This window comes from Streptomyces rishiriensis (assembly GCF_003112535.1).
Classification (GTDB): Bacteria; Actinomycetota; Actinomycetes; order Streptomycetales; family Streptomycetaceae; genus Streptomyces; species Streptomyces rishiriensis.
Window position 1 is genome coordinate 566,480 of the sequence record NZ_BEWA01000005.1, and the last position, 24,852, is coordinate 591,331.

29 protein-coding genes are annotated in these 24,852 nt (G+C 72.6%); 14 read left to right on the forward strand and 15 right to left on the reverse strand.

Annotated elements, in window-relative coordinates; translation table 11 throughout:
- The first annotated feature begins 63 nt into the window (after positions 1–63).
- From Sri02f_RS11145 to lnt, 5 genes are all read left to right on the forward strand, one after another.
- The gene (locus Sri02f_RS11145) at positions 64–939 is read left to right on the forward strand and encodes an undecaprenyl-diphosphate phosphatase (RefSeq protein ID WP_109000926.1); all 876 of its coding nucleotides are present in this window, start codon (positions 64–66) and stop codon (positions 937–939) included.
- Positions 940–1,151: 212 nt separating this feature from the next.
- Positions 1,152–1,331 (forward strand): hypothetical protein, encoded by a 180-nt coding sequence (locus Sri02f_RS11150; RefSeq protein ID WP_109000927.1) that lies wholly within the window; start codon positions 1,152–1,154, stop codon positions 1,329–1,331.
- A 62-nt stretch (positions 1,332–1,393) separates the two neighbouring features.
- Entirely contained in the window at positions 1,394–2,002 is a 609-nt protein-coding gene (gene cpt, locus Sri02f_RS11155) for a chloramphenicol phosphotransferase CPT (protein WP_174855623.1), read from the forward strand.
- Positions 2,003–2,083: 81 nt separating this feature from the next.
- Positions 2,084–2,551, forward strand: a complete 468-nt coding sequence (locus Sri02f_RS11160) for a nuclear transport factor 2 family protein (RefSeq protein WP_109001036.1) — start codon at positions 2,084–2,086, stop codon at positions 2,549–2,551.
- A 151-nt stretch (positions 2,552–2,702) separates the two neighbouring features.
- On the forward strand, positions 2,703–4,274 hold the full coding sequence (gene lnt, locus Sri02f_RS11165; RefSeq protein ID WP_109000929.1) for an apolipoprotein N-acyltransferase: 1,572 nt from the start codon (positions 2,703–2,705) through the stop codon (positions 4,272–4,274).
- Here lnt and Sri02f_RS11170 read toward each other — a convergent pair.
- The gene (locus Sri02f_RS11170; RefSeq protein WP_109000930.1) at positions 4,192–5,103 is read right to left on the reverse strand and encodes a Gfo/Idh/MocA family protein; all 912 of its coding nucleotides are present in this window, start codon (positions 5,101–5,103) and stop codon (positions 4,192–4,194) included. The two genes, lnt and Sri02f_RS11170, sit on opposite strands and share 83 nt — an antisense overlap.
- Before the next feature lie 135 nt (positions 5,104–5,238).
- Between Sri02f_RS11170 and Sri02f_RS11175 the strand changes: the two genes are divergently transcribed.
- A complete protein-coding gene (locus tag Sri02f_RS11175; RefSeq protein ID WP_109000931.1) occupies positions 5,239–5,751 on the forward strand; it encodes a DinB family protein in 513 nt (170 codons plus the stop codon).
- 192 nt (positions 5,752–5,943) lie between these two features.
- A complete protein-coding gene (locus Sri02f_RS11180; protein WP_245970590.1) occupies positions 5,944–6,414 on the forward strand; it encodes a hypothetical protein in 471 nt (156 codons plus the stop codon).
- Positions 6,415–6,459: 45 nt separating this feature from the next.
- Here Sri02f_RS11180 and Sri02f_RS11185 read toward each other — a convergent pair whose 3' ends face one another.
- From Sri02f_RS11185 to Sri02f_RS11215, 7 genes are all read right to left on the reverse strand, one after another.
- Entirely contained in the window at positions 6,460–6,990 is a 531-nt protein-coding gene (locus Sri02f_RS11185; protein ID WP_109000933.1) for a hypothetical protein, read from the reverse strand.
- 160 nt (positions 6,991–7,150) lie between these two features.
- Positions 7,151–7,834, reverse strand: a complete 684-nt coding sequence (gene ung / locus Sri02f_RS11190; protein ID WP_109000934.1) for a uracil-DNA glycosylase — start codon at positions 7,832–7,834, stop codon at positions 7,151–7,153.
- 132 nt (positions 7,835–7,966) lie between these two features.
- Positions 7,967–9,550 (reverse strand): ABC transporter substrate-binding protein, encoded by a 1,584-nt coding sequence (locus Sri02f_RS11195; RefSeq protein WP_109000935.1) that lies wholly within the window; start codon positions 9,548–9,550, stop codon positions 7,967–7,969.
- A gap of 242 nt (positions 9,551–9,792) precedes the next feature.
- Positions 9,793–10,554 (reverse strand): SDR family oxidoreductase, encoded by a 762-nt coding sequence (locus tag Sri02f_RS11200; protein ID WP_109000936.1) that lies wholly within the window; start codon positions 10,552–10,554, stop codon positions 9,793–9,795.
- A 30-nt stretch (positions 10,555–10,584) separates the two neighbouring features.
- Positions 10,585–11,346 carry a 3-oxoacyl-ACP reductase FabG gene (fabG, locus tag Sri02f_RS11205; RefSeq protein WP_109000937.1) on the reverse strand — a complete coding sequence of 254 codons (762 nt, stop codon included), beginning with the start codon at positions 11,344–11,346 and terminating at the stop codon, positions 10,585–10,587.
- Positions 11,347–11,513: 167 nt separating this feature from the next.
- On the reverse strand, positions 11,514–11,930 hold the full coding sequence (locus tag Sri02f_RS11210; protein WP_109000938.1) for a DUF3037 domain-containing protein: 417 nt from the start codon (positions 11,928–11,930) through the stop codon (positions 11,514–11,516).
- On the reverse strand, positions 11,927–12,682 hold the full coding sequence (locus tag Sri02f_RS11215; protein ID WP_109000939.1) for a HipA family kinase: 756 nt from the start codon (positions 12,680–12,682) through the stop codon (positions 11,927–11,929). The genes Sri02f_RS11210 and Sri02f_RS11215 overlap by 4 nt, the downstream gene beginning before the upstream one ends.
- Before the next feature lie 193 nt (positions 12,683–12,875).
- Here Sri02f_RS11215 and Sri02f_RS11220 point away from each other — a divergent pair, with 193 nt between their 5' ends.
- The gene (locus Sri02f_RS11220) at positions 12,876–13,388 is read left to right on the forward strand and encodes a Rieske (2Fe-2S) protein (RefSeq protein WP_109000940.1); all 513 of its coding nucleotides are present in this window, start codon (positions 12,876–12,878) and stop codon (positions 13,386–13,388) included.
- On the opposite strand, the gene Sri02f_RS11225 is transcribed toward Sri02f_RS11220, so the two are convergent.
- Positions 13,375–14,037 carry a cysteine hydrolase family protein gene (locus Sri02f_RS11225; RefSeq protein WP_109000941.1) on the reverse strand — a complete coding sequence of 221 codons (663 nt, stop codon included), beginning with the start codon at positions 14,035–14,037 and terminating at the stop codon, positions 13,375–13,377. The genes Sri02f_RS11220 and Sri02f_RS11225 overlap by 14 nt on opposite strands.
- A gap of 135 nt (positions 14,038–14,172) precedes the next feature.
- On the opposite strand from Sri02f_RS11225, the gene Sri02f_RS11230 reads away from it, so the two are divergent.
- A complete protein-coding gene (locus tag Sri02f_RS11230; protein WP_109000942.1) occupies positions 14,173–14,640 on the forward strand; it encodes a pyridoxamine 5'-phosphate oxidase family protein in 468 nt (155 codons plus the stop codon).
- Between the two features lie 52 nt (positions 14,641–14,692).
- Here Sri02f_RS11230 and Sri02f_RS11235 read toward each other — a convergent pair whose 3' ends face one another.
- The gene (locus Sri02f_RS11235) at positions 14,693–15,631 is read right to left on the reverse strand and encodes a LysR family transcriptional regulator (protein ID WP_109000943.1); all 939 of its coding nucleotides are present in this window, start codon (positions 15,629–15,631) and stop codon (positions 14,693–14,695) included.
- 73 nt (positions 15,632–15,704) lie between these two features.
- Between Sri02f_RS11235 and Sri02f_RS11240 the strand changes: the two genes are divergently transcribed.
- A complete protein-coding gene (locus Sri02f_RS11240) occupies positions 15,705–16,664 on the forward strand; it encodes a DMT family transporter (protein ID WP_245970591.1) in 960 nt (319 codons plus the stop codon).
- Positions 16,665–16,715: 51 nt separating this feature from the next.
- On the opposite strand, the gene Sri02f_RS11245 is transcribed toward Sri02f_RS11240, so the two are convergent.
- A complete protein-coding gene (locus Sri02f_RS11245) occupies positions 16,716–18,047 on the reverse strand; it encodes an aminotransferase class I/II-fold pyridoxal phosphate-dependent enzyme (RefSeq protein WP_109000944.1) in 1,332 nt (443 codons plus the stop codon).
- 35 nt (positions 18,048–18,082) lie between these two features.
- Here Sri02f_RS11245 and Sri02f_RS11250 point away from each other — a divergent pair, with 35 nt between their 5' ends.
- On the forward strand, positions 18,083–18,766 hold the full coding sequence (locus Sri02f_RS11250; RefSeq protein WP_109000945.1) for a pyridoxamine 5'-phosphate oxidase family protein: 684 nt from the start codon (positions 18,083–18,085) through the stop codon (positions 18,764–18,766).
- Between the two features lie 123 nt (positions 18,767–18,889).
- Positions 18,890–19,537 (forward strand): dihydrofolate reductase family protein, encoded by a 648-nt coding sequence (locus Sri02f_RS11255; RefSeq protein WP_109000946.1) that lies wholly within the window; start codon positions 18,890–18,892, stop codon positions 19,535–19,537.
- Between the two features lie 46 nt (positions 19,538–19,583).
- Here the strand turns inward: Sri02f_RS11255 and Sri02f_RS11260 are convergent, their stop codons facing one another.
- Both Sri02f_RS11260 and Sri02f_RS11265 read right to left on the reverse strand, forming a co-directional pair.
- Positions 19,584–20,588, reverse strand: coding sequence for an EamA family transporter (locus Sri02f_RS11260; protein WP_109000947.1), 1,005 nt, complete (start codon positions 20,586–20,588; stop codon positions 19,584–19,586).
- A gap of 82 nt (positions 20,589–20,670) precedes the next feature.
- Positions 20,671–21,303 carry a Clp protease N-terminal domain-containing protein gene (locus Sri02f_RS11265; protein WP_167467524.1) on the reverse strand — a complete coding sequence of 211 codons (633 nt, stop codon included), beginning with the start codon at positions 21,301–21,303 and terminating at the stop codon, positions 20,671–20,673.
- Between the two features lie 466 nt (positions 21,304–21,769).
- On the opposite strand from Sri02f_RS11265, the gene Sri02f_RS11270 reads away from it, so the two are divergent.
- Positions 21,770–22,198 carry a type II toxin-antitoxin system Rv0910 family toxin gene (locus Sri02f_RS11270; protein ID WP_109000949.1) on the forward strand — a complete coding sequence of 143 codons (429 nt, stop codon included), beginning with the start codon at positions 21,770–21,772 and terminating at the stop codon, positions 22,196–22,198.
- A 121-nt stretch (positions 22,199–22,319) separates the two neighbouring features.
- Here the strand turns inward: Sri02f_RS11270 and Sri02f_RS11275 are convergent, their stop codons facing one another.
- Positions 22,320–22,958, reverse strand: coding sequence for a PadR family transcriptional regulator (locus Sri02f_RS11275; RefSeq protein ID WP_109000950.1), 639 nt, complete (start codon positions 22,956–22,958; stop codon positions 22,320–22,322).
- Positions 22,959–23,057: 99 nt separating this feature from the next.
- Between Sri02f_RS11275 and Sri02f_RS11280 the strand changes: the two genes are divergently transcribed.
- On the forward strand, positions 23,058–23,873 hold the full coding sequence (locus Sri02f_RS11280; RefSeq protein ID WP_109000951.1) for an SDR family NAD(P)-dependent oxidoreductase: 816 nt from the start codon (positions 23,058–23,060) through the stop codon (positions 23,871–23,873).
- A gap of 30 nt (positions 23,874–23,903) precedes the next feature.
- Here Sri02f_RS11280 and Sri02f_RS11285 read toward each other — a convergent pair whose 3' ends face one another.
- Positions 23,904–24,746, reverse strand: coding sequence for a class II glutamine amidotransferase (locus Sri02f_RS11285; RefSeq protein WP_109000952.1), 843 nt, complete (start codon positions 24,744–24,746; stop codon positions 23,904–23,906).
- Between the last annotated feature and the right edge of the window lie 106 nt (positions 24,747–24,852).

Consider the following 24,852-nt stretch of genomic DNA (forward strand, 5'->3'; position numbering starts at 1 on the left):
GGCGCGGCCGCCCGCCGTCGCCGTCGCGCCCTTCTCCGATCGGCACTTGGACTCCGTAACCCCATGTCTTGGTTTGAATCCCTCGTCCTCGGACTCGTCCAGGGGCTGACCGAGTTCCTCCCCGTGTCCTCCAGCGCGCATCTGCGGCTGACCGCGGCGTTCTCCGGCTGGAAGGACCCCGGCGCGGCCTTCACGGCGATCACCCAGATCGGCACGGAGGCGGCGGTGCTGATCTACTTCCGCAAGGACATCGGGCGGATCATCGCGGCATGGAGCCGGTCGCTGTTCGACAAGACGATGCGCAAGGACCACGACGCCCAGATGGGCTGGCTGGTGATCGTCGGCTCGATCCCGATCGGGCTGCTGGGCGTGACCCTGAAGGACCAGATCGAGGGCCCCTTCCGGGACCTGCGCATCACGGCCACGATGCTCGTCGTCGTCGGCGTCGTGATCGGCGTCGCCGACCGGCTCGCGGCCCGTGACGAGACGGGCGGCAAGCACCGCGCGCCCAAGCAGCGCAAGACGCTGGAGAACCTGGGCGTCAAGGACGGCCTCGTCTTCGGCCTCTGCCAGGCCTGCGCGCTCATCCCCGGTGTCTCGCGCTCCGGCGCGACCATCAGCGGCGGTCTGTTCATGGGCTACAAGCGCGAGGCCGCGGCCCGTTACTCGTTCCTGTTGGCCATCCCGGCCGTGCTGGCCTCCGGGGTCTTCGAGACGAAGGACGCCCTGGAGGGCGGTCATGTGGCGTGGGGGCCCACGCTGTTCGCGACGGTGATCGCCTTCGCGTCGGGCTACGCCGTCATCGCCTGGTTCATGAAGTTCATCAGCACCAAGTCCTTCATGCCGTTCGTCTACTACCGCGTCGTCCTCGGCATCGTGATCATCGCCCTGGTCACGACGGGCGCGCTGAGCCCGCACGCGGCGGAGTCGGCCGGCTGAGCCCGCATGCGGCGGAGTAGGCCGGCTGAGCCCGCTGCGGCGACGCCCCCACGGCCGCCCGCCCGGCGACGGATCCGGTCCGGTCGAACCCAACACGTCTTCGCCGACGCGCAGTTGACCGGCCGGCTGATCGATCAACCGTGACCAACCCCATAGCCTCGCGCGTAGCCGTCCGGTAGCGCAGTGTCAGTGCTTGCGCCTACGCTTGGCGCATGTCCCCCCACTCAGTCGCCTCTGGTTCCGTGCGGTCCGCTGCCGAGTTGAACGAGCGGATCCGCGCCCTCTGGCTGCGCGCGGGCGGGTCGCTGTCGGCCCAGGAGCGCGCCGAGTACGAACTGCTGGTGGTGGAGTGGGCCGCGGCGATCCGCGGCGAGGTGGTCGCGGCAGCCTGATGCCGGCGCCGAGGCGTCGAAATCCGTTTCCCGCCGCACGGAAGTCGCCCTAGCGTGGCGCGATGACTGTTCAGGTGATCGTTCTCAACGGTGGTTCGAGTTCGGGGAAGTCCGGGATCGTGCGATGCCTGCAGGCGGTCCTGCCGGACTCCTGGCTGGCCCTCGGGGTCGACTCGTTCGTCGACGCCCTGCCCGCGAGGATGCGGGGATCCGACGCGGGGATCGCCTTCCCGGCGGACGGCGGCGTGAGCGTCGGCCAGGAGTTCCGGGCGCTGGACGCGGCCTGGGCGCAGGGCGTCGCCGCGATGGCCCGGGCCGGCGCGCGGATCGTCGTCGACGACGTGTTCCTGGGCGGAGCGGCCTCCCAGCAGCGGTGGCGCGAGGCGCTGCACGGGCTCCCCGTGCTGTGGGTCGGCGTCCGGTGCGAGGAAGCGGTCGCGGCGGCCCGGGAGACCGCCCGCGGTGACCGGACCCCGGGGATGGCGGCCGCGCAGGCGCACGCGGTGCACGAGGGAGTCGTCTACGACCTGGAGGTGGACACCGCGCGCACCGAGGCACTGGCGTGCGCGCGGACCATCGCCGCCCACCTCGGGCGATCGCCGGTCCGGCCCGCTCCGCCGGGGACCGAACGGCGGCAGCACGAGGGTCCCGACCGCCCGTCCGGCCGATGAACCGCGCCCCTTTTCCCCGCCCGGGTCGCCGATCGCCGCAAAGAGCTTGGCTGTGCACCCGCCATGCCCAACACTCGGGCCATGACGCAGCGTGTGGAGCTCGCCGCCGTGATGGACCGGCTGGCCGTCGACGGACTGATCACCGACTACGCCGTGGCGGTGGACGACGGGGACTGGACGGCGTACCGGCAACTGTTCACGGCCGACGGGCGCGCGGACTACCGGTCCGCCGGCGGCATCGAGGGCGAGGCGGTGAGCGTCGCCTCCTGGCTCGCGGACACCATGCGGTCGTTCGCGATGCGGCAGCACCTCATCGTCAACCGCCGGGTGCGGTTCGGGGTCCTGGATCAGGACACGGGCGACACCGCGCAGGTGCAGGCCGACTACGTCAACCCCATGCGGCTCGTCGGCGAGCGGGACGGCGGCCCGGCCGAGGCGCCCGACTTCGTCTGCGGCGGCCGGTACTCCTTCGGCCTGCTGCGGACGCCGGACGGCTGGCGGGTGCGCGAGGTGGTGGTGCGGGAGAAGTGGCGGCGGCTGCCCGGCTGACGGCGGCCGGCCGACGGGCGGAGTGCTCCCGGCCGGCCGCGTCCCGCGGCCGACGCGGACACCGCTCGAAGCCGGACGGAGAACACACCCTGTCGGACATCGTCCGCGGCGCGCACACTGAAGCGACCCGACCCGGGTAGGGAGGTGTCGTATGAAGAGATGCGGACACTGGCTCACCTCCCCCTGGCGGCGTACGACCGTCGCGGCTCTCGCGGGCGCGCTGCCCGTGCTCGCGTTCCCGGCGCCCGCCCTGTGGTGGTGGGCCTACGTGGCGCTCGTCCCCTGGATCCTGCTGGCCCGTTCCGCGCCCACGGGGCGGCGGGCCGCGTACGACGGCTGGGGCGGCGGGTTCGGCTTCATGCTGGCCATGCACCACTGGCTGCTGCCGGACCTGCACGTGTTCACCCTCGTGCTGGCCGCGCTGCTCGGCGGACTGTGGGCGCCGTGGGCGTGGCTGGTGCGCCGGTTCCTCGCCGAGGCCGAGGCTCCCACCCGCAGGCGGGTCCTCGCCGCGCTGCTGGTCCTGCCCTCGGCCTGGCTGGCCGTCGAGCTCGTCCGCTCATGGCAGGGGCTGGGCGGGCCGTGGGGCGTACTGGGGGCCAGCCAGTGGCAGGTGGGGCCCGCGCTGCGGCTCGCCTCCGTCGGCGGGGTGTGGCTGCTGAGCTTCCTGGTGGTGGCGGTCAACGTGGCCGCCGCCGTCCTGGTCGCGCTCCCCGCCTCCCGGGCGCCGGCCGTGGCCGGGCTGGTCGCCACCGCCGCCACCGCTTCGGCCGCGTGGGCGTGGGCGCCGCGTCCCGACGCCGACGGGGAGACCCGCGTCGCCGTCGTCCAGCCGGGCGTGATCGACGGACCCGACCTGCGCTTCGACCGCGAGGAGGAGCTGACCCGCCGCCTGGTCGGGCAGGACGTCGATCTGGTCGTCTGGGGCGAGAGCAGCGTCGGATACGACCTCGCCGAGCGTCCCGATCTGGCCAGGCGCATCGCCGAGCTGGTCCGGGCGACCGGCGCGGACATCCTCGTCAACGTCGACGCCCGCCGCTCCGACCGGCCCGGCATCTACAAGAGCTCGATTCTCGTGGGCGCGGGCGGCCCGACCGGCGACCGGTACGACAAGATGCGGCTGGTGCCGTTCGGCGAGTACATACCGGCCCGTTCGCTGCTCGGCTGGGCCACCTCGGTGGGCCGGGCGGCCGGCGAGGACCGGCGGCGCGGCACGGAACAGGTCCTGATGGACGCCGGTCACGGTGTGCGGTTCGGGCCGATGGTGTGCTTCGAGACGGCGTTCCCGGACATGAGCCGGCATCTCGTCGAGGACGGTGCGGCCTTGCTGGTCGGTCAGTCGTCGACGTCGTCGTTCCAGCGCAGCTGGGCGCCCGCGCAGCACGCCTCGCTGGGGGCCCTGCGCGCCGCGGAGACCGGCCGGCCCTTCGTCCACGCCACGCTGACCGGCGATTCCGCCGTGTACGACGCGAGCGGCCGACGGCTGGGCTCGTGGCTGGGCCCGGACGCGAGCACGGCCGCCGTCTACGACGTGCCGCTGGCCGACGGCGTCACCCCGTACGTCCGCTACGGCGACTGGGCCGTCCACGGGGCCCTGCTGGTGCTCGTGGCGTTCGGGCTCACCGAGGGCGGGCGGGCGGTCAGGCTGCGGCGGACCGCTCCAGCACCGCTCGGACCACCCGCTCGCACAGTTCGTGAGTCGCCAGCGCGTCCCGGGCGCTGAGCACCTTTCCCGCGCGCACGGCGTCGAGGAAGGCGAGCACCGCCTGCTCGATGCCGCGCTGCCGGGCCACCGGCACCCAGTCTCCGCGCCGCCGCACCGTCGGCTGCCCCTTGTGGTCGACGACCTCGGCCAGGTTGATCACCTGGCGCTTGGTGTCCTGCCCGGACACCTCCAGGATCTCCTCGTTCGAACCGCTGAGCCGGTTCATCACACCGAGGGCGGTGAACCCGTCGCCGGCGAGCTGGAGGACCACGTGGTGCAGCAGACCGTCCGCGACGCGGGCGCGGACGGTCACGTCGTCCACCTGGCCGGGTGCCAGGAAGCGCAGCGTGTCGACGACGTGGATGAAGTCGTCGAGGATCATCGTGCGCGGTTCCTCGGGCAGCCCGACCCGGTTCTTCTGCAGGAGGATCAGCTCGCGCGGATGGTCGGCGCACTGCGCGTAGCCGGGCGCCAGACGCCGGTTGAAGCCCACGGCGAGGGTCGTGTTCCGGGCCTCAGCGAGCGTCACCAGCCGCTCGGAGTCGGCGAGCTCGTAGGCGAGGGGCTTGTCCACGTACGTCGGGACGCCCGCCTCCAGCAGCCGGGTGACGATCTCGGGGTGGACGCCGGTGGGGGCGTGCACGAAGGCCGCGTCCACACCGGCGGCGAGGAGTGCGTCGAGGTCGCGGTGGCGTTGTTCGCGGGGCAGCCGAAGGGCGTCGGCGACCCGGTCGAGGGTGGCCGGGGTGCGCGTCTGCAGGTGGAGCTCGATCCCGGGCAGCGCGCCCAGCACGGGCAGATACGCCTTCTGCGCGATGTCGCCGAGTCCGATGCAGCCGACCTTCACGGGCGCTCCCTCACTGCTTGCCTGCCTGTCCCGCAGCATACGGCCCCGCCCGGACCGGGCCGCGGGCGGTGGTCCGCGTGACCCGTCGGCGGAAAATCCGTGGTGAGCGGGGCCTTCACAGGACACCATGCGGAGATGACCACACCGCGCACCGGACCCGCCCTGAACGCCGACGAACGCACGATGCTGGAAGGCTGGCTGGACTACCACCGGCAGACCCTGGCGCAGAAGTGCGAAGGCCTCACCGACGCCCAGCTGCGCACCGCCTCGGTGCCGCCGTCCGAACTGTCCCTGATGGGACTGGTGAGGCACATGGCGGACGTAGAGCGCAGCTGGTTCCGCAGGGTGCTCGTGGACGACGGCGCCGGGCCACTGCATTACAGCGACGCGGACCCGGACGGCGAGTTCCACCTCACCGAGGCGGACACCTGGGCCCGGTCGCACGCCACGTGGCAGGCCGAGATCGAGGCCGCCCGGCGCTGCGCGGCCGACTTCGCCCTGGACGACCTCTCGCGCGGCCGCAGCAGGTTCACCGACCAGCCGTTCAGCCTGCGCTGGATCTACACCCACATGATCGAGGAGTACGCCCGCCACAACGGCCACGCCGACCTCATCCGCGAACGGATCGACGGCGTCACCGGGGACTGACCGAGGACAGCGACCGCAGGCGTCGAGGACCCTCAAGGGCGCGCCGGGGCGCGCGCGGCGGGGCCCGCGTTCGGAGTGGCGTCAGCGCGGGCGGGCTCGCGCCCCCCTTGAGGAGTACGGGATCAACCCGTGCGGGGCAACCTCCGCTCGTGCGCTGTTGCGCGGGCGGCCGAAACCGCCAGAGTGGCGCGGGTGCATCGAACGACGACTACCGCGACGCTCCTGGTCACCGTGGCCCTCTCGGCCCTGTCCGGCTGCGTGACCGTCCATCGTCCGCCCGTGCCCGGTCCGGCCGCGGCGCCCGCCGAGCCGTCCGTGCCGCGGCCCGACGGGCGGGCCACGGCGCAGATCGTGCAGGCGCCGGTCCAGGAGGCGCTGGAGATGGCCGAGCCGTCCCGGAAGCGGGAGCGGCAGAAGGCGGCGCAGCGGCGGCGGGCGGCCGAGGAGCCGTCGGCCGGGCAGCCGCCGTCGTCCGGTGCGACGCCGCAGGCCCGGCCGCCCCACCCGCAGCCGCGGCGGCGCGCACAGCCGCGCGTGGACCTCCGGGACGTGGAGCACGCGGTGCGCGGCACCGCCGACGTGTGCGCCCTGGGCAGGAAGTACGGCGGGTGGCAGCGGGACAGCTCGGAGGCGGAGATCTGCGAACGGGCCTACGGACGCTGATCGCCATCCGGGCCGCATCGGACGCCGGCCCGTCGCCGCCCGCTCTCATCGCCCCCGTCCCCACTCCCCCTCCCCGAGCCGCAGCTCCATCCTGCTGATCGCCGCCCGCACCCCGTCCCCGTAGCTGTCGTCGCCCAGTGCGGCGGCCGCCCTGCGGGCCCGGCGCACATGGGTGCGGGCGGCGTCGGCGCGGCCGAGTTTCACGTAGTCCGCCGCCAGGTTGAGGTGGAGGGACGGGTAGAGCGCCCTCGCCTCGGGCGACCCCTGGTCCTGGGCGGCCCCCTGAGGCTCCTCGCCCGGCCGCCGCCGCTCCCCCGCCGAGCCGTCGTGCTCCTGCGCCGCCGTCAGCGCCCGCAGATCCCACGCCAGTTCGTCCGAGGGGTCGTCATGGGTGTCGGCGAGATAGTGGGCGAGGGTGCAGCGGTGCAGCGGGTCGCCCTCCTCGCCGATCTCCGTCCACAGGTCGAGGAGCCGGCGGCGGGCCTCCTCGCGGTCTCCTCCGTGGTGCAGCATCACGACCTGCCCGATCCGCGTCAGCAGGGTGTCCGGCGTCGTCCGCCCCTGTCGGTCCGCCACCCTCGGCCTCCTTGCGTCGTTGCGACGACGCTAACCGCAGGCGCGGGCGATCACGGGCAGGCGGCACCGGGCCGGTCCCCGCGGGGACCGGCCCGGCGGCAGGGCGCGACCGGGGCGGTCCGGGCCGGGACGGGACGGGACGGACGAGGTTCGGGCCGGGTCAGACCAGGTTCGGGACGGTCCAGTCGATCGGCTCGTGGCCCTGCTGCGCCACCGCCGCGTCGATCTGGGTGAAGGGGCGCGAGCCGAAGAACTTCTTCGCCGAGAGCGGCGAGGGGTGCGCGCCCTTGACCACGATGTGCCGCGTCTCGTCGATCAGCGGCAGCTTCTTCTGCGCGTAGTTGCCCCACAGCACGAAGACCGCCGGGTCGGGGCGGTCGGCCACCGCGCGGATCACCGCGTCGGTGAACTTCTCCCAGCCCTTGCCCTTGTGCGAGTTCGCCTCGCCGGATCGGACCGTGAGGACCGCGTTGAGCAGCAGGACTCCCTGCTGCGCCCACGGCATCAGGTAGCCGTTGTCCGGGATCGGCGTGCCCAGCTCGGCGTGCATCTCCTTGTAGATGTTGCGCAGGGACGGCGGGATCTTCACCCCGGGCCGCACCGAGAAGCACAGGCCGTGCCCCTGACCTTCGCCGTGGTAGGGGTCCTGTCCGAGGATCAGCACCTTCACCCGGTCGTACGGCGTCGCGTCGAGCGCGGCGAACACCTCCTCGCGCGGAGGGTAGACCGGGCCCCTCGCCCGCTCCTCCTCGACGAACTCCGTCAGCTCCTTGAAGTAGGGCTGCTGCAGTTCGTCGCCCAGAACCCCGCGCCAGGACTCGGGCAGCATGGCGATGTCGGTCACGTCAACGTCCTTCGTCGTGCGGTCGCTTCAGACTCCAGAACCTACAGGCGACCACTGACAACCCGTCCCGCGGACCGTGTCCGGGACCGTACCGGGGCCGGTCCCCCCGTCTGCCGGCTGGTCTTGCGCGAGCTACCAGCTGGTCTTCCGCGAGAGCTCCCACACCATCATGATCGTCGACGGGTCCAGGGAGCGTTCTCCGCCCGAGACGTCCTCGGACGAGGCGATGTACTGCTTGCCCTGCCACAGCGGCAGCAGCCGGGCGTCCCGGACGAGGATCTGCTGGGCCTCCTCGAAGTCCTGCGCCACCTCGGCGCGGTCGCTCTGCTGGCGGGAGTGGGGCAGCAGCACCTGCGTGATCTTCTTCGCCGGGTAGGGCGTGCCGAGCGCGTTCTGCTCGCCCACGAAGGGGGCGACGAAGTTGTCGGGGTCCGGGAAGTCGGGGGCCCAGCCGCGCCCGAACACCGGGTACTCGCCGTTCTGGTAGCCGACCACGTAGGAGTTCCAGGGGCGGCTCTTCAGCGTGACCGAGAACAGGCCGGACGCCTCCAGCTGGCGCTTGATCTCCTTGAACTCCAGCGCGGTGTCGGAGCCGTAGCGGTCGGTGGTGTACCAGAGGGTGAGCGGCACGGTCCCGGTGATGCCGCCCTCGGTGAGGATCCTGCGGGCCTTGGCGGTGTCGGGGTCGCCGAAGGAGTCGAAGAACCCGGTGGTGTGGCCGGTCAGCCCGGTCGGGACCATGGAGTACAGGGGGTCGACCGTGTCCTTGTACACCTTGTGGGCGATCGCGGCCCGGTCGATGACCTGGGCCACGGCCCGGCGCACGGGCAGCTTGTCCGACCAGGAGTCCTTGGGGTTGAAGACCAGGTAGTTGATGTTGGTGGCCGCGCCCTCGACGAGCTGCAGGCCCTCGTTGGCGGCGCCCTTGCCCTCCAGGTCGACGATGTCGTCCGAGGCCAGGCCCTGGTAGGTGATGTCGATGTCCTTGGCGCGCAGGGCCTTGACCATGGCGCTGGAGTCCTGGAAGTAGCGGATGGTCACCGCGTCGTTCTTGCGCTCGGCGAGGCCCTTGTAGCTGTCGTTGCGCACGAGCACGGACTGCTTGCCCTCTTCGTAGGACTGCAGCCGGTAGGGCCCGGAGCCGACGATGCCGTCGTCCTTGCGCAGGGACTTCGCGGGGTAGTCGTCGGGGTCGACGACCGACATGCCGGGGGTGGCGAGCACGAACGGGAAGGTGGCGTCGGCCTTGTTGAGCCGGAAGAGGATCTCGCGGTCGCCCTTCGCCTCGACGCTGTCCAGGCTGCCGAGCAGTCCGTTGGGGCCGGTGGGGGCGTTGATCGCCCGGATCCGGTCGATCGAGTACTTCACGGCCCGCGCGTCCAGGTTGTCGCCGTTGGAGAACTTGAGCCCGCTGCGCAGTTCGCACTTGTAGACGCGACTGGTGCTGTCCGTGAACTCGCAGGACTCGGCGGCGTCCGGCTGCGGGGCCGTCGTGCCGTTCGGGTAGCTAAGCAGCGTCTGGTAGATGTTGCGGAACAGCTCCCAGGAGCCGTCCCAGGCGGCCGCGGGGTCCAGCGTGCTGGGAGCACTGGTGGTACCCACGACGATCGGCCCGGCACCGTCGGAGCTCTCCTCCCCCAGGAGGCTGCACCCGGCCACCAGGGATATGGACACGATCGCCGCCATCTGCTGCAAGGATCGGTTCCGGTTGAACACGTGCACGCTCCTCGATCTGCCATGCCAAGGGTTGGCAGACCATACCGCAGCGCCACGCGGCCTGAACCCGCGCCTGTACAGCGTTCTTGATCACTCTCGGTATGACGACGTTGTCATCCCCGTACTCGAGGCGCGTATGTCCCGGTATACGACGACACGGGCGCCGTTTCCGTCGGAGAAACGGCGCCCGTGAACGCGGTCGTCGCGGTGCGTCCCGGGCCGGGGTACGGTCCGGGAGGGGCTCAGCCCACGCCCGCGTTGAGGAAGATGCCGCCGTCGACGACGAGCGTCTGGCCGGTGATCCAGTCCGACTGCTCCGAGGTCAGGAACGCGGCCGTGCCGCCGATGTCGGAGGGCACGCCCAGCCGGGCCAGGGGGTAGGCCGCCGCCGCTTCCTCCTCCCGGCCCTCGTACAGGGCCTGGGCGAACTTGGTCTTCACCACGGCCGGGGCGATCGCGTTGACCCGCACGCGCGGCGCGTACTCGTGCGCCAGCTGCACGGTGAGGTTGATCATCGCGGCCTTGCTGATGCCGTACGCGCCGATGAAGGGCGAGGCCGACAGGCCGGCGACGGAGGCGATGTTGACGATCGCGCCGCCGTTCTCCTTCTGCCAGGCGTGCCAGGTCCGCTGCGCGAAGCCGAGCGCGGAGACCACGTTGGTCTCGAAGACCTTGCGGGCGACGTTCAGGTCCAGGTCGGCGATCGGCCCGAACACCGGGTTCGTGCCGGCGTTGTTGACCAGGAAGTCGACGCGGCCGAAGGCCTCCATCGTGCGCGCCACGGCGGCGGCCTGGTGCTTCTCGTCGTGCGCCTTGCCGGCGACGCCGATGACCCGGTCGGCGCCGAGCTGCTCGACGGCCTCCTTGAGGGCGTCCTCGCCCCGGCCGGTGATGCAGACGCGGTCGCCGCGGGCGACGAGCGCCTCGGCGACGCCGTAGCCGATGCCCCGGCTGGCGCCCGTGACGAGGGCGACCTTGCCGGAGAGTTCGGGCAGTTCAGTCATGTTCGTGATCCCCAGGGTCCTTGGCAGCGGTTAGTCGAGCGGTCCGCCGGCGACGTACAGCACCTGGCCGGAGACAAAGCCGGCGGCCTCGTTCGTGAAGAAGGCGATCGCGTTGGCGATGTCGTCGGGCTCGCCGACGCGCGCGACCGGGATCTGGGTGGCGGCCGCCGCCTTGAACTCCTCGAAGCCCATGCCGACCCGGGCCGCGGTGGCGGCGGTCATGTCGGTGGCGATGAAGCCGGGGGCGACGGCGTTGGCGGTGATGCCGAACTTGCCGAGCTCGATGGCCAGGGTCTTGGTGAAGCCCTGCAGACCGGCCTTGGCGGCCGAGTAGTTGGCCTGGCCACGGTTGCCGAGCGCCGAGGAGGAGGACAGGTTGACGACGCGGCCGAAGCCGGCGTCGACCATGTGCTTCTGGACGGCCTTGGTCATGAGGAACGAGCCGCGCAGGTGCACGTTCAGGACGGTGTCCCAGTCGGCGGCGCTCATCTTGAACAGCAGGTTGTCGCGGAGCACGCCGGCGTTGTTGACGAGGATCGTCGGCGCGCCGAGCTCCTCGACGATCCGGGCGATCGCCGCCTCGACCTGGGTCTCGTCGGAGACGTCGGCGCCGATGGCGACGGCCCTGCCGCCGGCCGCGGTGATCTTCTCGACGGTGTCCTTGCAGGCGGCCTCGTCGAGGTCGACGACCGCGACCGCACGGCCCTCGGCCGCCAGTCGTACGGCGGTGGCCGCTCCGATGCCCCGCGCCGCGCCCGTGACTACGGCGACCCGCTGCTCAGTGGTGGACATTGCTGGTTCTCCTCGCCCTTGAGAAAGCCTGATGCGCCCGGGAGGCGCTGTTCCGCCCGGGTCGCTGGTGCGCCCGACTGGTGAGCGACCGCTTAGTACCTTCGGCAGACGTGACGCTAGAAGCCCTGGCACCCGGTGTCAACGCCATACGTCGCCGGTGTGATCCATTACCTCACCAGCAGCTGGAGCAGCCGGTCCGCCTCGCCCGCCGGATCAGCGGTGAGTCCGGTGTGCACGGGGCCGGGCTGGACGATCGTCGAGCGGGGCGCGATCAGCCACCGAAAGCGCCGTCCGGCGTCGTCGCGCGCCGCCTGACCGGCCAAGGCGCCGCCCGCGCACACTCCCTCGACGGCCCGCAGGGCGGCCCGCACCCCCGCCACGTCCGCCTCCGGGTCCAGCGCCAGCAGCTTCGCCTCGTCGAGGTGGGTGCGGGCGCCGACGTAGTCCTGGCCGCGGCAGTAGACCAGCACGCCCGCGTTGATGCACTCGCCGCGCTCGACGCGCGGGACGACGCGCAGCAGCGCGTACTCGAAGACGTCCCGGTCGCCGCCCTGACCCGGCCTGATGATGTGGCGGTCGTTCACTCGGTCCCCTTGATGCGGTCGTGGATGACGGCGGCGCGCGACAGGAGGGGCGCCGCGTAGGCCTGGCGGAGCGTGTCCGGAGCGTCGAAGCCCGGTTCGTCCGCCAGCCAGACGTCGGGGATCTCGGCGGTGACCTCGGCGAGCAGGTCGGCGGTGACCAGCGGGGCCAGCTCCGCCGCCGCGGCCGCGACGTCCGGCCCGAAGGGGGCGAGGACGTGGTCGGAGGCGTCGTAGGGGCGGGCCGCCGAGGTCTCGGCGGTGGGCCAGTTGTGCTGCCAGATCATGGTGGCGCCGTGGTCGACGAGCCACAGGTCGCCGTGGTGCATCAGGAGGTTGGGGTTGCGCCAGGAGCGGTCGACGTTGTTCACCAGCGCGTCGAACCAGACGACGCGGCCGGCCTCCTCCGGACTCACCGGGAAGGCGAGCGGGTCGAAGCCGAGGGCGCCGGAGAGGAAGTCCATGCCGAGGTTGGTCCCGCCGCTCGCCTTCAGCAACTCCTGTACCTGGACGTCGGGTTCGCCGAGTCCCAGCAGGACGTCGAGCTGCACGGCCGCCAGACGGGGCACCCGCAGGCCGAGCCGGCGGGCCAGCTCGCCGCAGACCACCTCCGCGACGAGCGTCTTGCGGCCCTGTCCGGCGCCGGTGAACTTCAGGACGTACAGGCCGAGGTCGTCCGCCTCGACCAGTCCCGGCAGGGATCCGCCCTCACGCAGGGGCGTGACATAACGGGTCGCTGTGACTTCCTTGAGCATCGCCCCAGGTTACTGGGCCTGCGGCGATGCGCGGCCGACAGCTCGGCGACAGCTGCGGCTTACGCCGTGCTCATGTCGAACCAGTCACCATCTCGGCACTGTCCGAACTCGGCGGGGGCGCTGAACAAGCCGCGCCCCCGGCTCGTACCTCACGGCAGATCCACACACCCCCCCTGGAAGGGAACCCCCCAGCATGACCAGCGCATCGATCAAGTCAACGTCGGGGCCCGCCCGCCGTACCGTCGTGGCTGCCGCCGGAGCCGCGGGGCTCTCCGTCGCGCTGACCGCGTGCGGAGGGTCCGACGACGACTCGTCGAGCTCGTCCTCGCCGGCCGGCGCCGCGGGTTCCACCGGATCCACCGCAGGCACGCCCGCGGCGAGCACGGGCGGCACGGGCGGCGGGGACAACGCGGCGGCGGGCGCGGCGCTCAGCAGGACGGCCGACATACCCGAGGGCGGCGGCAAGGTCTTCGGCGCGGAGAAGGTGGTCGTCACCCAGCCGACGGCCGGCACGTACAAGGCGTTCTCCGCGGTGTGCACCCACGCGGGCTGTGCGGTGAAGTCCATCAGCGACGGCGTGATCAACTGCCCCTGCCACAACAGCAACTTCTCGATCGCGGACGGCAGCGTGAAGAGCGGTCCCGCGCGCAAGCCCCTGCCCGAGGTGCCGATCAAGGTCAGCGGAGACTCGATCACTCTGGCCTGACCTCCGCTTCCGCCGGGGCGGTCCGCCGGAGGCTGCCGAGCACCTCGTCGGTGGTCGCGACCGTGGCGACCAGCGCGAGGGTGTGACGGATCATCGCGGACGCGTAGTCGGCGGGCACCCCCGCGACGGCGTCCGACGGCACGACGACCGTGTAGCCCCGGTTGACCGCGTCGAAGACGGTGTTGGGGATCGCGACGTTGGCCGACACCCCGGTCACGATCAGGGTGCGGCAGCCGAGGTTGCGCAGCAGGGCGTCGACGTCGGTGCCCTGGACGGGCGACAGCCCGTGCAGCCGCCGGACGACGAGGTCCTGCTCGGCGACCTCGATCGGCGGTGCGACGCGGGTCGCGTCGGTTCCGGCGAGCTGCTGGACGGGGAGTCGTTCGGCCGCGCGGAACAGCCGGGCGTTGCGGTTGGCGCCCCGGCCGTCGGGCCGGCGCTCGGCCACGGCGTGCACGACCTGGACGCGGTGCGCGTGGGCGGCCGCCACCAGCCGGGCGATGTTGACCAGGGCCCCCGACTCCCTTGCCTCATGGGCGAGTTGCGGGAGTGCGGCGGCCGTGCCGACGACGCCCTGCTGGCATTCCACCGTGATCAGGACGGTGCCGGCGAGGTCGAGAAGGGCGTCGAGCTCTCGGTGCGACGGCATGGGCTCCCCCTGACGTCGGTGTGGGGCGGGCGACACTAACCGCCATTGCGCGGAGAAGGAAGAAGACCCATCATTTTCTGACGGGGTATCAGAAAATCGGCACAGGACGACACAAGAGAAGAATGAGGGGGCCGCATGACCGTCACTCAGCGTCGGGGCCGGAAAATCATGATGACCTCGGGCGAGCTGGACGCGTTCCTCACCGTCCAGCGCACCTGCCGGGTCGCGACCGTGTCCACCGACGGCGCCCCGCACGTCAGCGCCCTGTGGTTCCTCTGGGACGGGAACGCGCTCTGGCTGTACTCGGTGGTGCGCAGCAAGCGCTGGACCGATCTGCGCCGCGATCCCCGGGTCGCGATCGTGATCGACACGGGCGAGGAGTACGACACGCTGCGCGGCGTCGAGCTGTCCGGCGCCGTGGAGTTCGTCGGCGAGATCCCGCGCACGGGTGAGCTGTGCGCCGAACTCGACGCGGTGGAGACCCTGTTCGCGCGCAAGAACTTCGGCCTCGACGCGATGCCGCACGACGGTCGGCACGCCTGGGTGCGGCTGAAGCCGGAGAAGGTCGTGTCCTGGGACTTCCGCAAGCTCGGCGGGGCGTGACGCCGACGACCCACCGCAGCCCGCCGCCCGGCCGGCCTCCTCGGCGCGCCCCTCAGCCCGCCGTGTCGTCGGCCGTCTCCCCCGCCGGCCGCCCCAGCGCCCGGCCCGCCGCCTCCAGCGCCTCGACGGCCGCCCGGATGGACGGGCGGCGGTCGGCGTCGGCCCGCCAGACCGCGTACACATGCCGGCGCACCCGCTGCTTCAACGGGACCGTGACGACCCCTTCCGGCACCGGATGACGTCCGAGCAGCGGCGCGATGCACACGCCCAGTCCGGCCGCCACCAGACCGAGTTGGGTGTGGGTCTCGGCCGCCCGGTGCCCGACGATCGGCTCGACGCCCCGTGAGCGCAGCGTGAACATCAGCCACTCGTGGCAGAACTCGCCCTCGCCCCACGTGATCCACTCGTCCTCGGCGAACTCCGCGAGGTCCACCTCGTCCCGGTGGGCGAGCCGGTGTCCGGCCGGCATCGCGACGTCGGCGGGATCGTCGAGGACGGGCGCCTTGACCAGGCCGTCCGGCACGGGCATCGGCTTGTTGTACCAGTCCAGGACGACGGCCAGGTCGAGATCGCCGCGCACGACGCCGGCGATGCCGCGCTCCGGCTCCAGCTCGGACGAGCGCAGCCGCAGCCCCGGATGCGCCTTGCGCAGCCCGGCGAGCACGACCGGGAACAGCCCACGCGCCGCGGTCGGGAACGCCGACAGCCGCAACTCCCCCGCCACCTGGCCGCGTTGCGCCTCCAGATCGGCCTGGGCCAGCTCGACCTGGGACAGGATCCGGGACGCGTGCTCGGCGAGCAGCCGCCCCGCGTCCGTCAGCCGCACCCCCCGTCCGTGCTTGGCGAGGAGCCGCTGGCCCACCTCCCGCTCCAGCTTCGCCATCTGCTGCGACACGGCCGACGTGGTGATGTGCAGGCCCAGGGCCGCTCCACTGACCGATCCGTGCCGGGCGAGGGCGCCGAGGGTGCGCAGGCGCTCCAGGTTCAACATGTAAGCAATGCTACGAGGTATTGCTCGATAATTCTCGATTGTGCTACGAGATCGTCTCCGTCATCGTTGAGCCATGACCTCGGCGACCGCACCCACTCCGACCCGCTCGCAGCATCCCCCCACCCGGCCCACGCCGGGCCCCACCACCCACCGACGCCGCACCCTCGACTGGCGCCTGCGCTTCGGCGCGCTGTCGCTGATCTGGGGCTTCAGCTTCCTGCTCATCAAGGTGGGCACCGGCGGCTACGCGCCCTTCCAGGTCACCTTCGGCAGGCTGGCGTTCGGGACGGCCGTGCTGGCGGTCGCGATGGCGGTGAAGCGCGAACGGCTCCCTCGCGGGGCCCGCACCTGGGCGCATCTGACCGTGTCCGCGTTCCTGCTCAACGCCCTGCCCTTCTCCCTCTTCGCCTACGCGGAGCTGACGATCCCGTCCACCCTGGCCGGCATCTGCAACGCGACCTCGCCGTTGTGGGGCATGGCCCTGTCGCTGGTCGCCCTCTCCGAGGACCGGCCGACCCGGCTGCGCGTCGCGGGTCTGGGCCTCGGGTTCCTGGGCGTGCTGACCGTGCTCGGCGCGTGGCAGGGCTTCCACGGCCTGGACGCCCGGGGAACGGCGCTGGCCCTGCTCGCCTCGCTCAGCTACCCGATCGGCTGGATCTATCTCCGCCGCACACTGGCGGCCACCGGCTCCTCCGCCCTGTCGATGACCGGCGCGCAGCTGTTCCTGGCGACCCTGCAACTCGCCGTGGTCACCCCCCTGTTCACCACGTTCCCGACCCGGTTCCCGCTGCTCCCCCTGCTCGCGACGGCGGCACTGGGAGCACTCGGCACGGGCCTGGCGCTGCTGATCCAGTACGGCCTGGTCACGGAGGTCGGTCCGACGACGGCCCAGATGGTCACCTACTTCATCCCGGTCATCGCGACGGCGGCGGGCGTCGCCCTGCTGGACGAGCCGTTGAGCTGGTCGACGCCGGCCGGAGCGGCGATCGTCCTGGCGGGTGCGGCGCTCACCCAGGTGCGGGGCCGGTCCTGACCGGTGCGCGGCGGCGCCCCTTCCGGGGGAGCCGCCGCGCACCGCCGGCCATCAGACGTATCCGCGCACGCCGCCCACCCGCACCGCGGCGGCGACCGCGTCCGCGAGCCCGTCGATCTCGTCCTGCGCCAGGGTGGACACGGTGATCCGGATCCCGGGCGGGGACTCGACGCGGAACCGCGCCCCGGGGGCCACCGCCCATCCCGCCTGCAGCAGCCGGGTGACGGCCCCCGTCTCGTCCGGCACGGGGACCCACACGTTCAGTCCGCTGCGCCCGTACGCCCGGACCCCGCGGGCGGCCAGCGCGGCGATCAGCGCGTCCCGCCGGCTTCCGTACGCCGACGCCACCGCCCGCGGGTCCACCGCGCCGTCGGCCCACAGCCGCAGCACGGCCCGCTGGGTGATCCGGCTGACCCAGCCGGGACCGAGCCGCTGCCGTCCGCTCACCCGGTCGAGGGTGACGTCGTCCCCGGCGAGGACGGCGAACCGCAGGTCCGGCCCGTAGGCCTTGGCCGCCGAGCGAACGAAGGCCCAGTGCCGGGTGACTCCCGCGAGGGGGTGCAGCGGCAGGTCGACGATCCGGTGACCGTGGTCGTCCTCGACGAGCAGGGTGTGCGGATGCTCCTCCAGCACGGCGCGCAGGGCACGCGCGCGGGGGGCGCTCACCGCCGCGCCGGTCGGGTTCTGCGCCCGGTCGGTGACGATCAGGGCGCGTGCCCCGGCCCCCAGCGCTCGGCGCACGTCCTGGGGCAGGGGGCCCTCGTCGTCCAGGCCGACCGGCACGGTGCGCAGCCCGAGGGCCGGCACCAGGTCGAGCAGGGAGCCCCAGCCGGGATCCTCGACGGCCACGACGTCGCCCGGCCGCAGATGCGCGGCGAGGACGCGTTCGATCGCGTCCAGCGAGCCGGAGGCGACCGCCACCGATCCGGCCGGCACGCCGTCCGCGTGCAGGTCGGCCCGGGCCAGCTCGGCCAACTCCGGTTCCACCGGCGCGTGTCCGTACAGCACCGGCTCCCGGTCCCCCTGGGCGGCGGCCCAGGCGAACGCCGGGGCCAGCGGCGGCAGCAGCGCCGTGTCCGGGTTGCCCTCGGACGCGTCCCGCACGCCCTCCGGGACGTCGACCCGGATGAAGTCGCGCCCGGTCGTGGCGGGCTTCGCGCGCACCCGGCTGCCCCGGCGGCCGTCGGTCTCGATCACCCCCCGCTCGCGCAGGGTGCGATAGGCGGCCGCGACGGTGTTCGGGTTGACGCCGAGTGCGGTCGCCAACTCCCGCATGGGCGGCAGGACTTGCCCCGGGCGCAGCTCGCCCGCGCCGACCGCCGCCTCGACGCTCGCGGAAATCTCGGCTGCCCTTCGGCCTTGGATCGGATACTCTCCTAGCACAAAACCTATTATGCACTAGTGCAATGGAGAGCGCCATGCAGGGGACCCAGCAGTCGACGACGCCGCCCGCCGCCTACACCCCGACCGACCGCACGGTCCCCACCCGGGCGGCCCAGAAGGCGTCCTACGACAGGGAACTCGTGCATTCGATACTCGACGAGGGCTACGTGTGCCACCTCGGCTTCGTCCGCGACGGCGCGCCGATCGTGCTGCCGACGCTCTACGCCCGGGTCGGCGAGACGCTCTACGTGCACGGCTCGACGGGTTCGCGCCCGTTGCGGATGGCGGGACAGGCGGACCCCGGACTGCCGGTCTGCCTGACGGTCACGCACGTCGACGGCCTGGTGCTGGCGCGCTCGGCCTTCCACCACTCGATCAACTACCGCTCGGTGGTGGTGCACGGCACCGCGTACGACGTCACCGACCCGCAGGAGAAGCGCGCCGCGCTCGACGCCCTCGTCGACCACGTCGTCCCGGGCCGGGCCGCCGACTCGCGCCCCGCCAACCGCAAGGAGCTGGCGGCGACCGCGGTGGTCCGCCTCGACCTCGGCGAGGTCTCGGCCAAGACCCGCACCGGAGGCGTGAACGACGAGCCCGAGGACCTCACCCTCCCCCACTGGGCCGGCGTGGTCCCGCTGCGCAAGGGCTACGACGCGCCCGTCCCGGAGGCCGATCTCGCGCCCGACGCCCAGCTCCCCGGCTACCTCGCGGCGCTGTGATCCCGGTCCATCCACCCTGCGAAACAACCTACGCGCCGCTGTCGATCCGGCCGCTTCCCGTTCGACATCCTGGTGTAGGACGCATCGCCACACCAGGAGGCGACAGGACTGATGAGGAAACACGTGGATCAGCTGCTGCGCGTACAGAACTTCACCATCTCGAGCGACGGCGTCGCAGCGGGCGAGGACCAGAGTCTGGAGCGGCCCTTCGGCCACCACATCGATCCGGGCAAGCTCTTCGCCTGGGCCGGAGCCACCGCGAGCTGGCCCAACCGCACCGAGCCCGGGGGCAGCCGGGGCCTCGACGACTACTTCACCCGGGACTTCGGCCACAACATCGGCGCCGAGATCATGGGGCGCAACAAGTTCGGACCCCAGCGCGGCCCGTGGACCGACCACGAGTGGCGCGGATGGTGGGGCGACGAGCCGCCGTTCCACACGCCTGTCTTCGTCCTGACCCACCACACACGTCCGTCGTTCACGCTGTCCGACACCACGTTCCATTTCGTGGACGGCGACCCCGCCTCCGTTCTCGCACAGGCGCGCGAGGCCGCGCAGGGCAAGGACGTCCGGCTCGGCGGCGGCGTGACCACGGTCCGGGAGTTCCTCGACGCCGACCTCGTCGACACCCTGCACGTGGTGGTCTCACCGGTGAAGCTGGGGTCCGGACTCCGCCTCTGGGACTCGCCCGACGAGTTGCTGGACCGCTTCCACCTGGACGTCGTGCCGAGCCCCAGCGGTGTGACGCACCACCTCTTCTGGCGCAGGTGACGAGCGGCGGACCCGCCGGCCGCGGTGACCGTTTCCGGTCACCGCGCTAAGCGGCCGTCCCACGAGCCGACAGCTCCCGTTCGGGGCCGCCGGAGGCCACCGGCCCCGGCGAGCCCTTGGCGGGCGCGGACGACTGGGCGATGAACGCGCCGAGGAGCACCACCGCCCCGCCGGCGATCTGCGGGGTGGAGAGGTGCTCGCCGAGCAGCACCCAGGCCAGCACCGTCGCGATGACCGCTTCCAGACAGGCGACCACCCCGGCGACCTGCGGGGAGAGCCGGCGCACGGAGACCACGCCGGTGACGTACGCGACGACCGTCGCGAGCAGCACGATCCACGCGAGCAGCAGCCAGGCGGGAACCTCGGAGCCGTTCATGCCGGCGGTGTGCGCGAGCACGGACCAGTCCATGCCCCAGGGCCGGGCGACGACCGTCAGCACGACGGCGCCCACCAGGAGGCCGTAGGCGATGACGCCGAGCGGATCGGGGACGTCGTCGCCGCAGTCGCTGCCCTGGTCGGACAGGACGAAGTAGCCGACCTGGCAGCACGCGGCCGCCAGCGCGAGCAGCAGACCCAGGGCGTCGAAGCCCAGGCCCGCCCAGATCTCGACCACACAGGCCAGTCCGCCCACCGCCAGGACGACGCCGAGCGCTGCGGCCCGGGTCACCGGCCGCCGTTGCACGAAGCGCACCCAGCCCAGCACCAGGGCGGGCGCGAGGTACTCCACGAGCAGCGCCACGCCGACGGGGATCCGGGATATCGCGGCGAAGTAGAACGCCTGCACCCCGGCCACGCCGAGCAGACCGAAGCCGGCGAGCAGCGCGGGCCGGCTGCGCACCAGCGTGCGATGGCGCACGGCGAGCGGCAGCATCACCAGCGCCGCGCCGGTCACCCGCAGCCACACCACGTGCAGCGGGTCGAGGCCCGCCTCGATCAGCGGCTTCGCCGCGACCCCGGATCCGCCGAAGGCGAGGGCCGATCCGACCGCGAGAGAGAGCCCGATGCCCTTTCCGCGGCTGCCCTGGCTGCTCACAGAGGTACGCACCGCCACATGATGACAGGCGATGACATGAGCGTCACCCCCGTTGACACCTGTCTCATCGGCTGGACGGCGTGAGCGGGACACGAGCCTTTCAGCAGGCGGGTCCGCCGCCTTCGAGACACGCCTCGCGCTCCTGGGGGCCGGCCTCGATCCGGGCCCGCAGTTCGTACAGGTCGACGCCGGCGCGGGTGAGGACCTCGACCGCCCGGGCCTGCGGGTCCGCGACCATCGCCGCGAGCAGGTCGACGCCCCGGGCCGGAGCGCCGGTGCGCCGGGCAGCCTCGTCGCGCGCCTGCTCCAGCGCGGCCGCGGCCAGCGGGGACAGCCCCTCGACGGCCGTCGGGCCGGGCGCCCCGTCCGGGTCCGCGACGGCCGCCGCCGCGGACGTCCGGCCGGAAGGCGCGACGGCTGTCACGACGGGCATGGCGCCGGAGTCCTCGACGCCGCCCTGCCAGCGCAGCCCGTAGCCGATGCTGCGCTGGACGAGATAGCCGAGCAGCCGGGCGAGCTGGGGGCCGCCGTCGAAGGCGGCGCGGACCTGGGGGTCGTGTTCGAGGAGCGAGTGCAGCAGATGGGCGGTGTCGACCTGCCGGTCTCCGTCCCGCACCGCCCGGCGTCGGGCGGAGGCGAGCGCCGCCGCCGCCTCGGCGCCGAGCCCGGGGACGTCGTCCCTGCCGTGCGCCGCCTGGTCGCGGGGCGACTGCCGGGGGATTCGGGGTTGCACGTCTCCCATCCCATCAGTCCCCACCGGGTGCGGTCGTCCCCGGCAGGAAGCATCTTCACGTCCCACGCAGAGCGGAGCAGGGCCGCCGGGTTCTCCTCCTTACGGATGAGATCAGGCCGTTTCCCTCGACGGGGCGCGCGCCTCCTTGCCCCACGCCCCTCACGCAACCGAGGGGCCGTTCCCGCGCGCGTGGGACGTGTTCGACGCGGCGGTGATCCGGCGCGCGGGGTGACGCGCCCGGGAGGGTGACGCGGCCGGGAGGGTGACGCGGCCGGTGGGTCGCGGGACCGATGGGCCGCGAGGTCTCGGCGGGCCGCGAGGTCGGTGGGTCGCGAGGTAGGCGCCCGCCCGGACCTCCTTGCCGGACCGCACGTACTGACGGTTCGTCAGTATTGAATGTTCGACCGTCTGGAGCTACGTTCCGCGACACCGCAGCCGGAGCTGCCCGACACGAAGAGGTGGTCGCATGGCCGAAGTCAGCGCCGAGGCACGCATCCAGGCGCCGGCCGAGAAGGTGTGGGCCCAGCTCACCGACTGGCCGGCCTACGGAGAGTGGAACGCGACCCACACCAACTTCCCCAAGGGCGGCCCCGCGACCCTCGAACCGGGCGCGACGTTCCTGGAGAACATGAAGCTCATGGGCTTCCCGGCCGAGGTCGAGTGGACCGTGGCGGAGCTGGAGCCGGCCCGGGTGCTCGCCATCCGCGGCAAGGGGCCGATGGCGGTGTCCGTGGCCACCCGCTACACCCTGACCCCCGACGGGAACGCCACGACGGTCCGCATCGACGGCGAGTTCACCGGCGCGGCCGTGTCGCTGATGGCGGGCAAGCTCAAGGACTCGGGGACGGCCGCCCTGAACGAGTCGCTGCGCAAGCTGGGCACGCTGGTGACCTGAGCGCGGCCCGGAGCCGGACCGGACGCCGGATTCGCGCGGCGCCCCCGCCCGACGGGCGAAGGCGCCCCGCGGCCGGTTCCGCGGAGCGCCTTCGTCGTCGTGCGGCCCGTCACCGGCCGGCTCAGTCCTCGTCGGCGAGGATCAGGTACAGCTTCTTGCGGGCCTCGTTGATCACCGCGAGGGCCTTCTCGCGCTGCTCCTTGCTGCCGGTCTTCCAGACCTGGCCGAAGGCCTCCATCAGGCCGAAGCCCGCCTGGCGGATCTCGCCGAGAGCCTCCCAGTCGACCCCGCGCGAAGCCTCCTCCCAGGGGGCGTCCGGGCCCTCCTCGGCGGCCGTGCGGCCTTCTTCCGTGAGCGAGAACAGCTTCTTGCCGCCGTCGCTCGCACTGCTGATCAGGCCCTCGTCCTCCAGCAGCTGGAGGGTCGGGTACACCGATCCCGGGCTGGGCTTCCACGCCCCGCCGCTGCGCTCGGCGATCTCCTGGATCATCTCGTAGCCGTGCATGGGCCGGTCCGTGAGCAGGGCCAGGATCGAGGCCCGCACGTCTCCGCGCCGCGCCCTCCCCCTGGGTCCGCCACGTCCCCGTCCGCCCCAGGGGCCCGAGCCGAAGCCCGGACCGCCGAAGCCGAAGCCCGGGCCACCCTGACCCGGACCGCCCGGGCCGAAGGGCCCGAAGGCCGCACGCCGTCCGTCGAAGCCGCCGAGGCCGCGCCGGGGGCCGTCCTGTCCATGTCCACGCTCGAATCCGTGGGTACGCATCGCAAACCACTCCTTCATTCCATCGTTGATCTGTCGCGATGCGTCAACGATATATTGGTGAAGTTCACTTGGCAAGACCCTGCCGCTTAGGGTGCGGACATGACATCCCCGAACGCCCCGCACGGCCCGGTGCACAGCCCCTCGGCCGCCTACCTCTCCGAGCTGTTCTCCCTGGACGGATGGGTCGCCCTGGTGACCGGCGGCAGTTCCGGCATCGGCCGCGGCATCGCGGGCGCGCTCGCACGGGCGGGGGCGAGCGTGGTGATCGTGGCGCGCAGGGAGGCGGAGCTGGCCGCGGCGGTCGACGAGCTCACGGCGGACGGCTGCCGGGCCGCCTGGGTGAGCGGCGACCTGAGCGACCGCGACGGGGTGCGCACCGCGGCGGAGCGGGCCGCCGAGGTCTACGGCGAGCCCGACATCCTGGTCAACTGCGCCGGGATCAATCTGCGGCCGCCGATGGACGAGCTGGACGAGACGGTGTGGGACGCGACCATGAGCGTGAACCTGGAGGCGCCCTATCTGCTGGGCCGGCGCTTCGGACCCGGCATGGCCGAGCGGGGCTTCGGGCGGATCATCCACATCACCTCGCAGCAGGCGCACCGGGCGTTCGTCCGCAGCGGCGCCTACGGAGTCTCCAAGGGCGCGCTGGAGTCGCTCGCCCGCTCCCAGGCCGAGGCCTGGTCGCCGCACGGCGTCACCTGCAACACGCTGGTGCCCGGGTTCGTCATGACCCCGCTCAACACACGGCTGTCGTCCGACCCCGAGAAGGTGGCGGCGCTGGCCGCGCGCACGATGGTCGGCCGCAACGGCCTCGCCGAGGACTTCGCCGGTGCGGCGGTGTTCCTGGCGAGCCGCGCCTCCGGCTACGTCACCGGGCAGGCGGTCTTCGTCGACGGAGGGTTCTCCGTCCACTGAGCCGGGCCCGCGGCGGGCCGTGCCGCCGCACTACTCGGCCTGGGGGGTGAACTGCAGGATCTCGTCGCCTTCGGGCTGGACGACGCCGTACGTGCTCTCCGGCACCTCGTTCCAGGCGCCGGGCAGGTCGCCCAGGGGCTCGGAGACGATGAGGCGGGTCTCGTCGGAGACCTCGCGCAGGAACGCCATGTCGGGGTGGAGGTCCCGCAGGGTCTCCACCCGGGTGCTGTAGAAGAGCGAGCGCGACGCGCCCTGGCTGGAGTAGCGGAACGCCCACAGGCGCACGCCCTCGGTCACGGCGACCGTCATCTGCAGCGGGAACTCCACGCCGTGCGCGTGCCCGACGCGTTCCACCAGGCCCACCATGCGTGCGACCGCGCCCGGCGGATCCTCCTCCAGGCCGAAGGTGAGAGCCAGGAAGAACATCAGCTCGGAGTCGGTGGAGCCCTCGATGTCGGGGAAGAGCAACGGGTCGACGGCGAGGGCGAGCTCGCGGCGGATGCGGTGGAAGTCGGCGATCGCGCCGTTGTGCATCCACATCCAGCGGCCGTGCCGGAACGGATGGCTGTTGGTCTGCTGCACCGCCGAGCCGGTCGAGGCCCGGATGTGGGCGAAGAACAGCGAGGAGCGGACGTGTCCGGCGATCTCCCGCAGGTTGCGGTTGCTCCAGGCCGGGCCGATCTCCCGGACGACCGCGGGAGTGGTCCCGGCCGCCCCGTCGGACGCGTACCAGCCGACGCCGAAGCCGTCGCCGTTCGTCGTCTCCACGCCCATCCTGGAGTGCAGACTCTGGTCGATCAGCGAGTGGGCCGGCCGGTAGAGAATCGTTTCGAGCAGGATGGGGGTGCCTGAGTAGGCGAGCCAACGGCACATCTTCGCCGCCTTCCTGGCAGTGCCGGACAACGGGACCGGACGGGAGCGGCCCGGCGGGGTCAGTCCGCGAACCGGTCCGGCCAGACCACGCACGGAGCCCGGATGA

Coding starts and splice junctions, on each gene's coding strand:
- Sri02f_RS11145 (WP_109000926.1), top strand. CDS start 64: ATGTCTTGGTTTGAATCCCTCGTCCTCGGACTCGTCCAGGGGCTGACC.
- Sri02f_RS11150 (WP_109000927.1), top strand. CDS start 1,152: ATGTCCCCCCACTCAGTCGCCTCTGGTTCCGTGCGGTCCGCTGCCGAG.
- cpt (WP_174855623.1), top strand. CDS start 1,394: ATGACTGTTCAGGTGATCGTTCTCAACGGTGGTTCGAGTTCGGGGAAG.
- Sri02f_RS11160 (WP_109001036.1), top strand. CDS start 2,084: ATGACGCAGCGTGTGGAGCTCGCCGCCGTGATGGACCGGCTGGCCGTC.
- lnt (WP_109000929.1), top strand. CDS start 2,703: ATGAAGAGATGCGGACACTGGCTCACCTCCCCCTGGCGGCGTACGACC.
- Sri02f_RS11175 (WP_109000931.1), top strand. CDS start 5,239: ATGACCACACCGCGCACCGGACCCGCCCTGAACGCCGACGAACGCACG.
- Sri02f_RS11200 (WP_109000936.1), bottom strand. CDS start 10,554: ATGACTGAACTGCCCGAACTCTCCGGCAAGGTCGCCCTCGTCACGGGC.
- fabG (WP_109000937.1), bottom strand. CDS start 11,346: ATGTCCACCACTGAGCAGCGGGTCGCCGTAGTCACGGGCGCGGCGCGG.
- Sri02f_RS11215 (WP_109000939.1), bottom strand. CDS start 12,682: ATGCTCAAGGAAGTCACAGCGACCCGTTATGTCACGCCCCTGCGTGAG.
- Sri02f_RS11220 (WP_109000940.1), top strand. CDS start 12,876: ATGACCAGCGCATCGATCAAGTCAACGTCGGGGCCCGCCCGCCGTACC.
- Sri02f_RS11225 (WP_109000941.1), bottom strand. CDS start 14,037: ATGCCGTCGCACCGAGAGCTCGACGCCCTTCTCGACCTCGCCGGCACC.
- Sri02f_RS11230 (WP_109000942.1), top strand. CDS start 14,173: ATGACCGTCACTCAGCGTCGGGGCCGGAAAATCATGATGACCTCGGGC.
- Sri02f_RS11235 (WP_109000943.1), bottom strand. CDS start 15,631: ATGTTGAACCTGGAGCGCCTGCGCACCCTCGGCGCCCTCGCCCGGCAC.
- Sri02f_RS11240 (WP_245970591.1), top strand. CDS start 15,705: ATGACCTCGGCGACCGCACCCACTCCGACCCGCTCGCAGCATCCCCCC.
- Sri02f_RS11250 (WP_109000945.1), top strand. CDS start 18,083: ATGCAGGGGACCCAGCAGTCGACGACGCCGCCCGCCGCCTACACCCCG.
- Sri02f_RS11270 (WP_109000949.1), top strand. CDS start 21,770: ATGGCCGAAGTCAGCGCCGAGGCACGCATCCAGGCGCCGGCCGAGAAG.
- Sri02f_RS11275 (WP_109000950.1), bottom strand. CDS start 22,958: ATGCGTACCCACGGATTCGAGCGTGGACATGGACAGGACGGCCCCCGG.
- Sri02f_RS11280 (WP_109000951.1), top strand. CDS start 23,058: ATGACATCCCCGAACGCCCCGCACGGCCCGGTGCACAGCCCCTCGGCC.
- Sri02f_RS11285 (WP_109000952.1), bottom strand. CDS start 24,746: ATGTGCCGTTGGCTCGCCTACTCAGGCACCCCCATCCTGCTCGAAACG.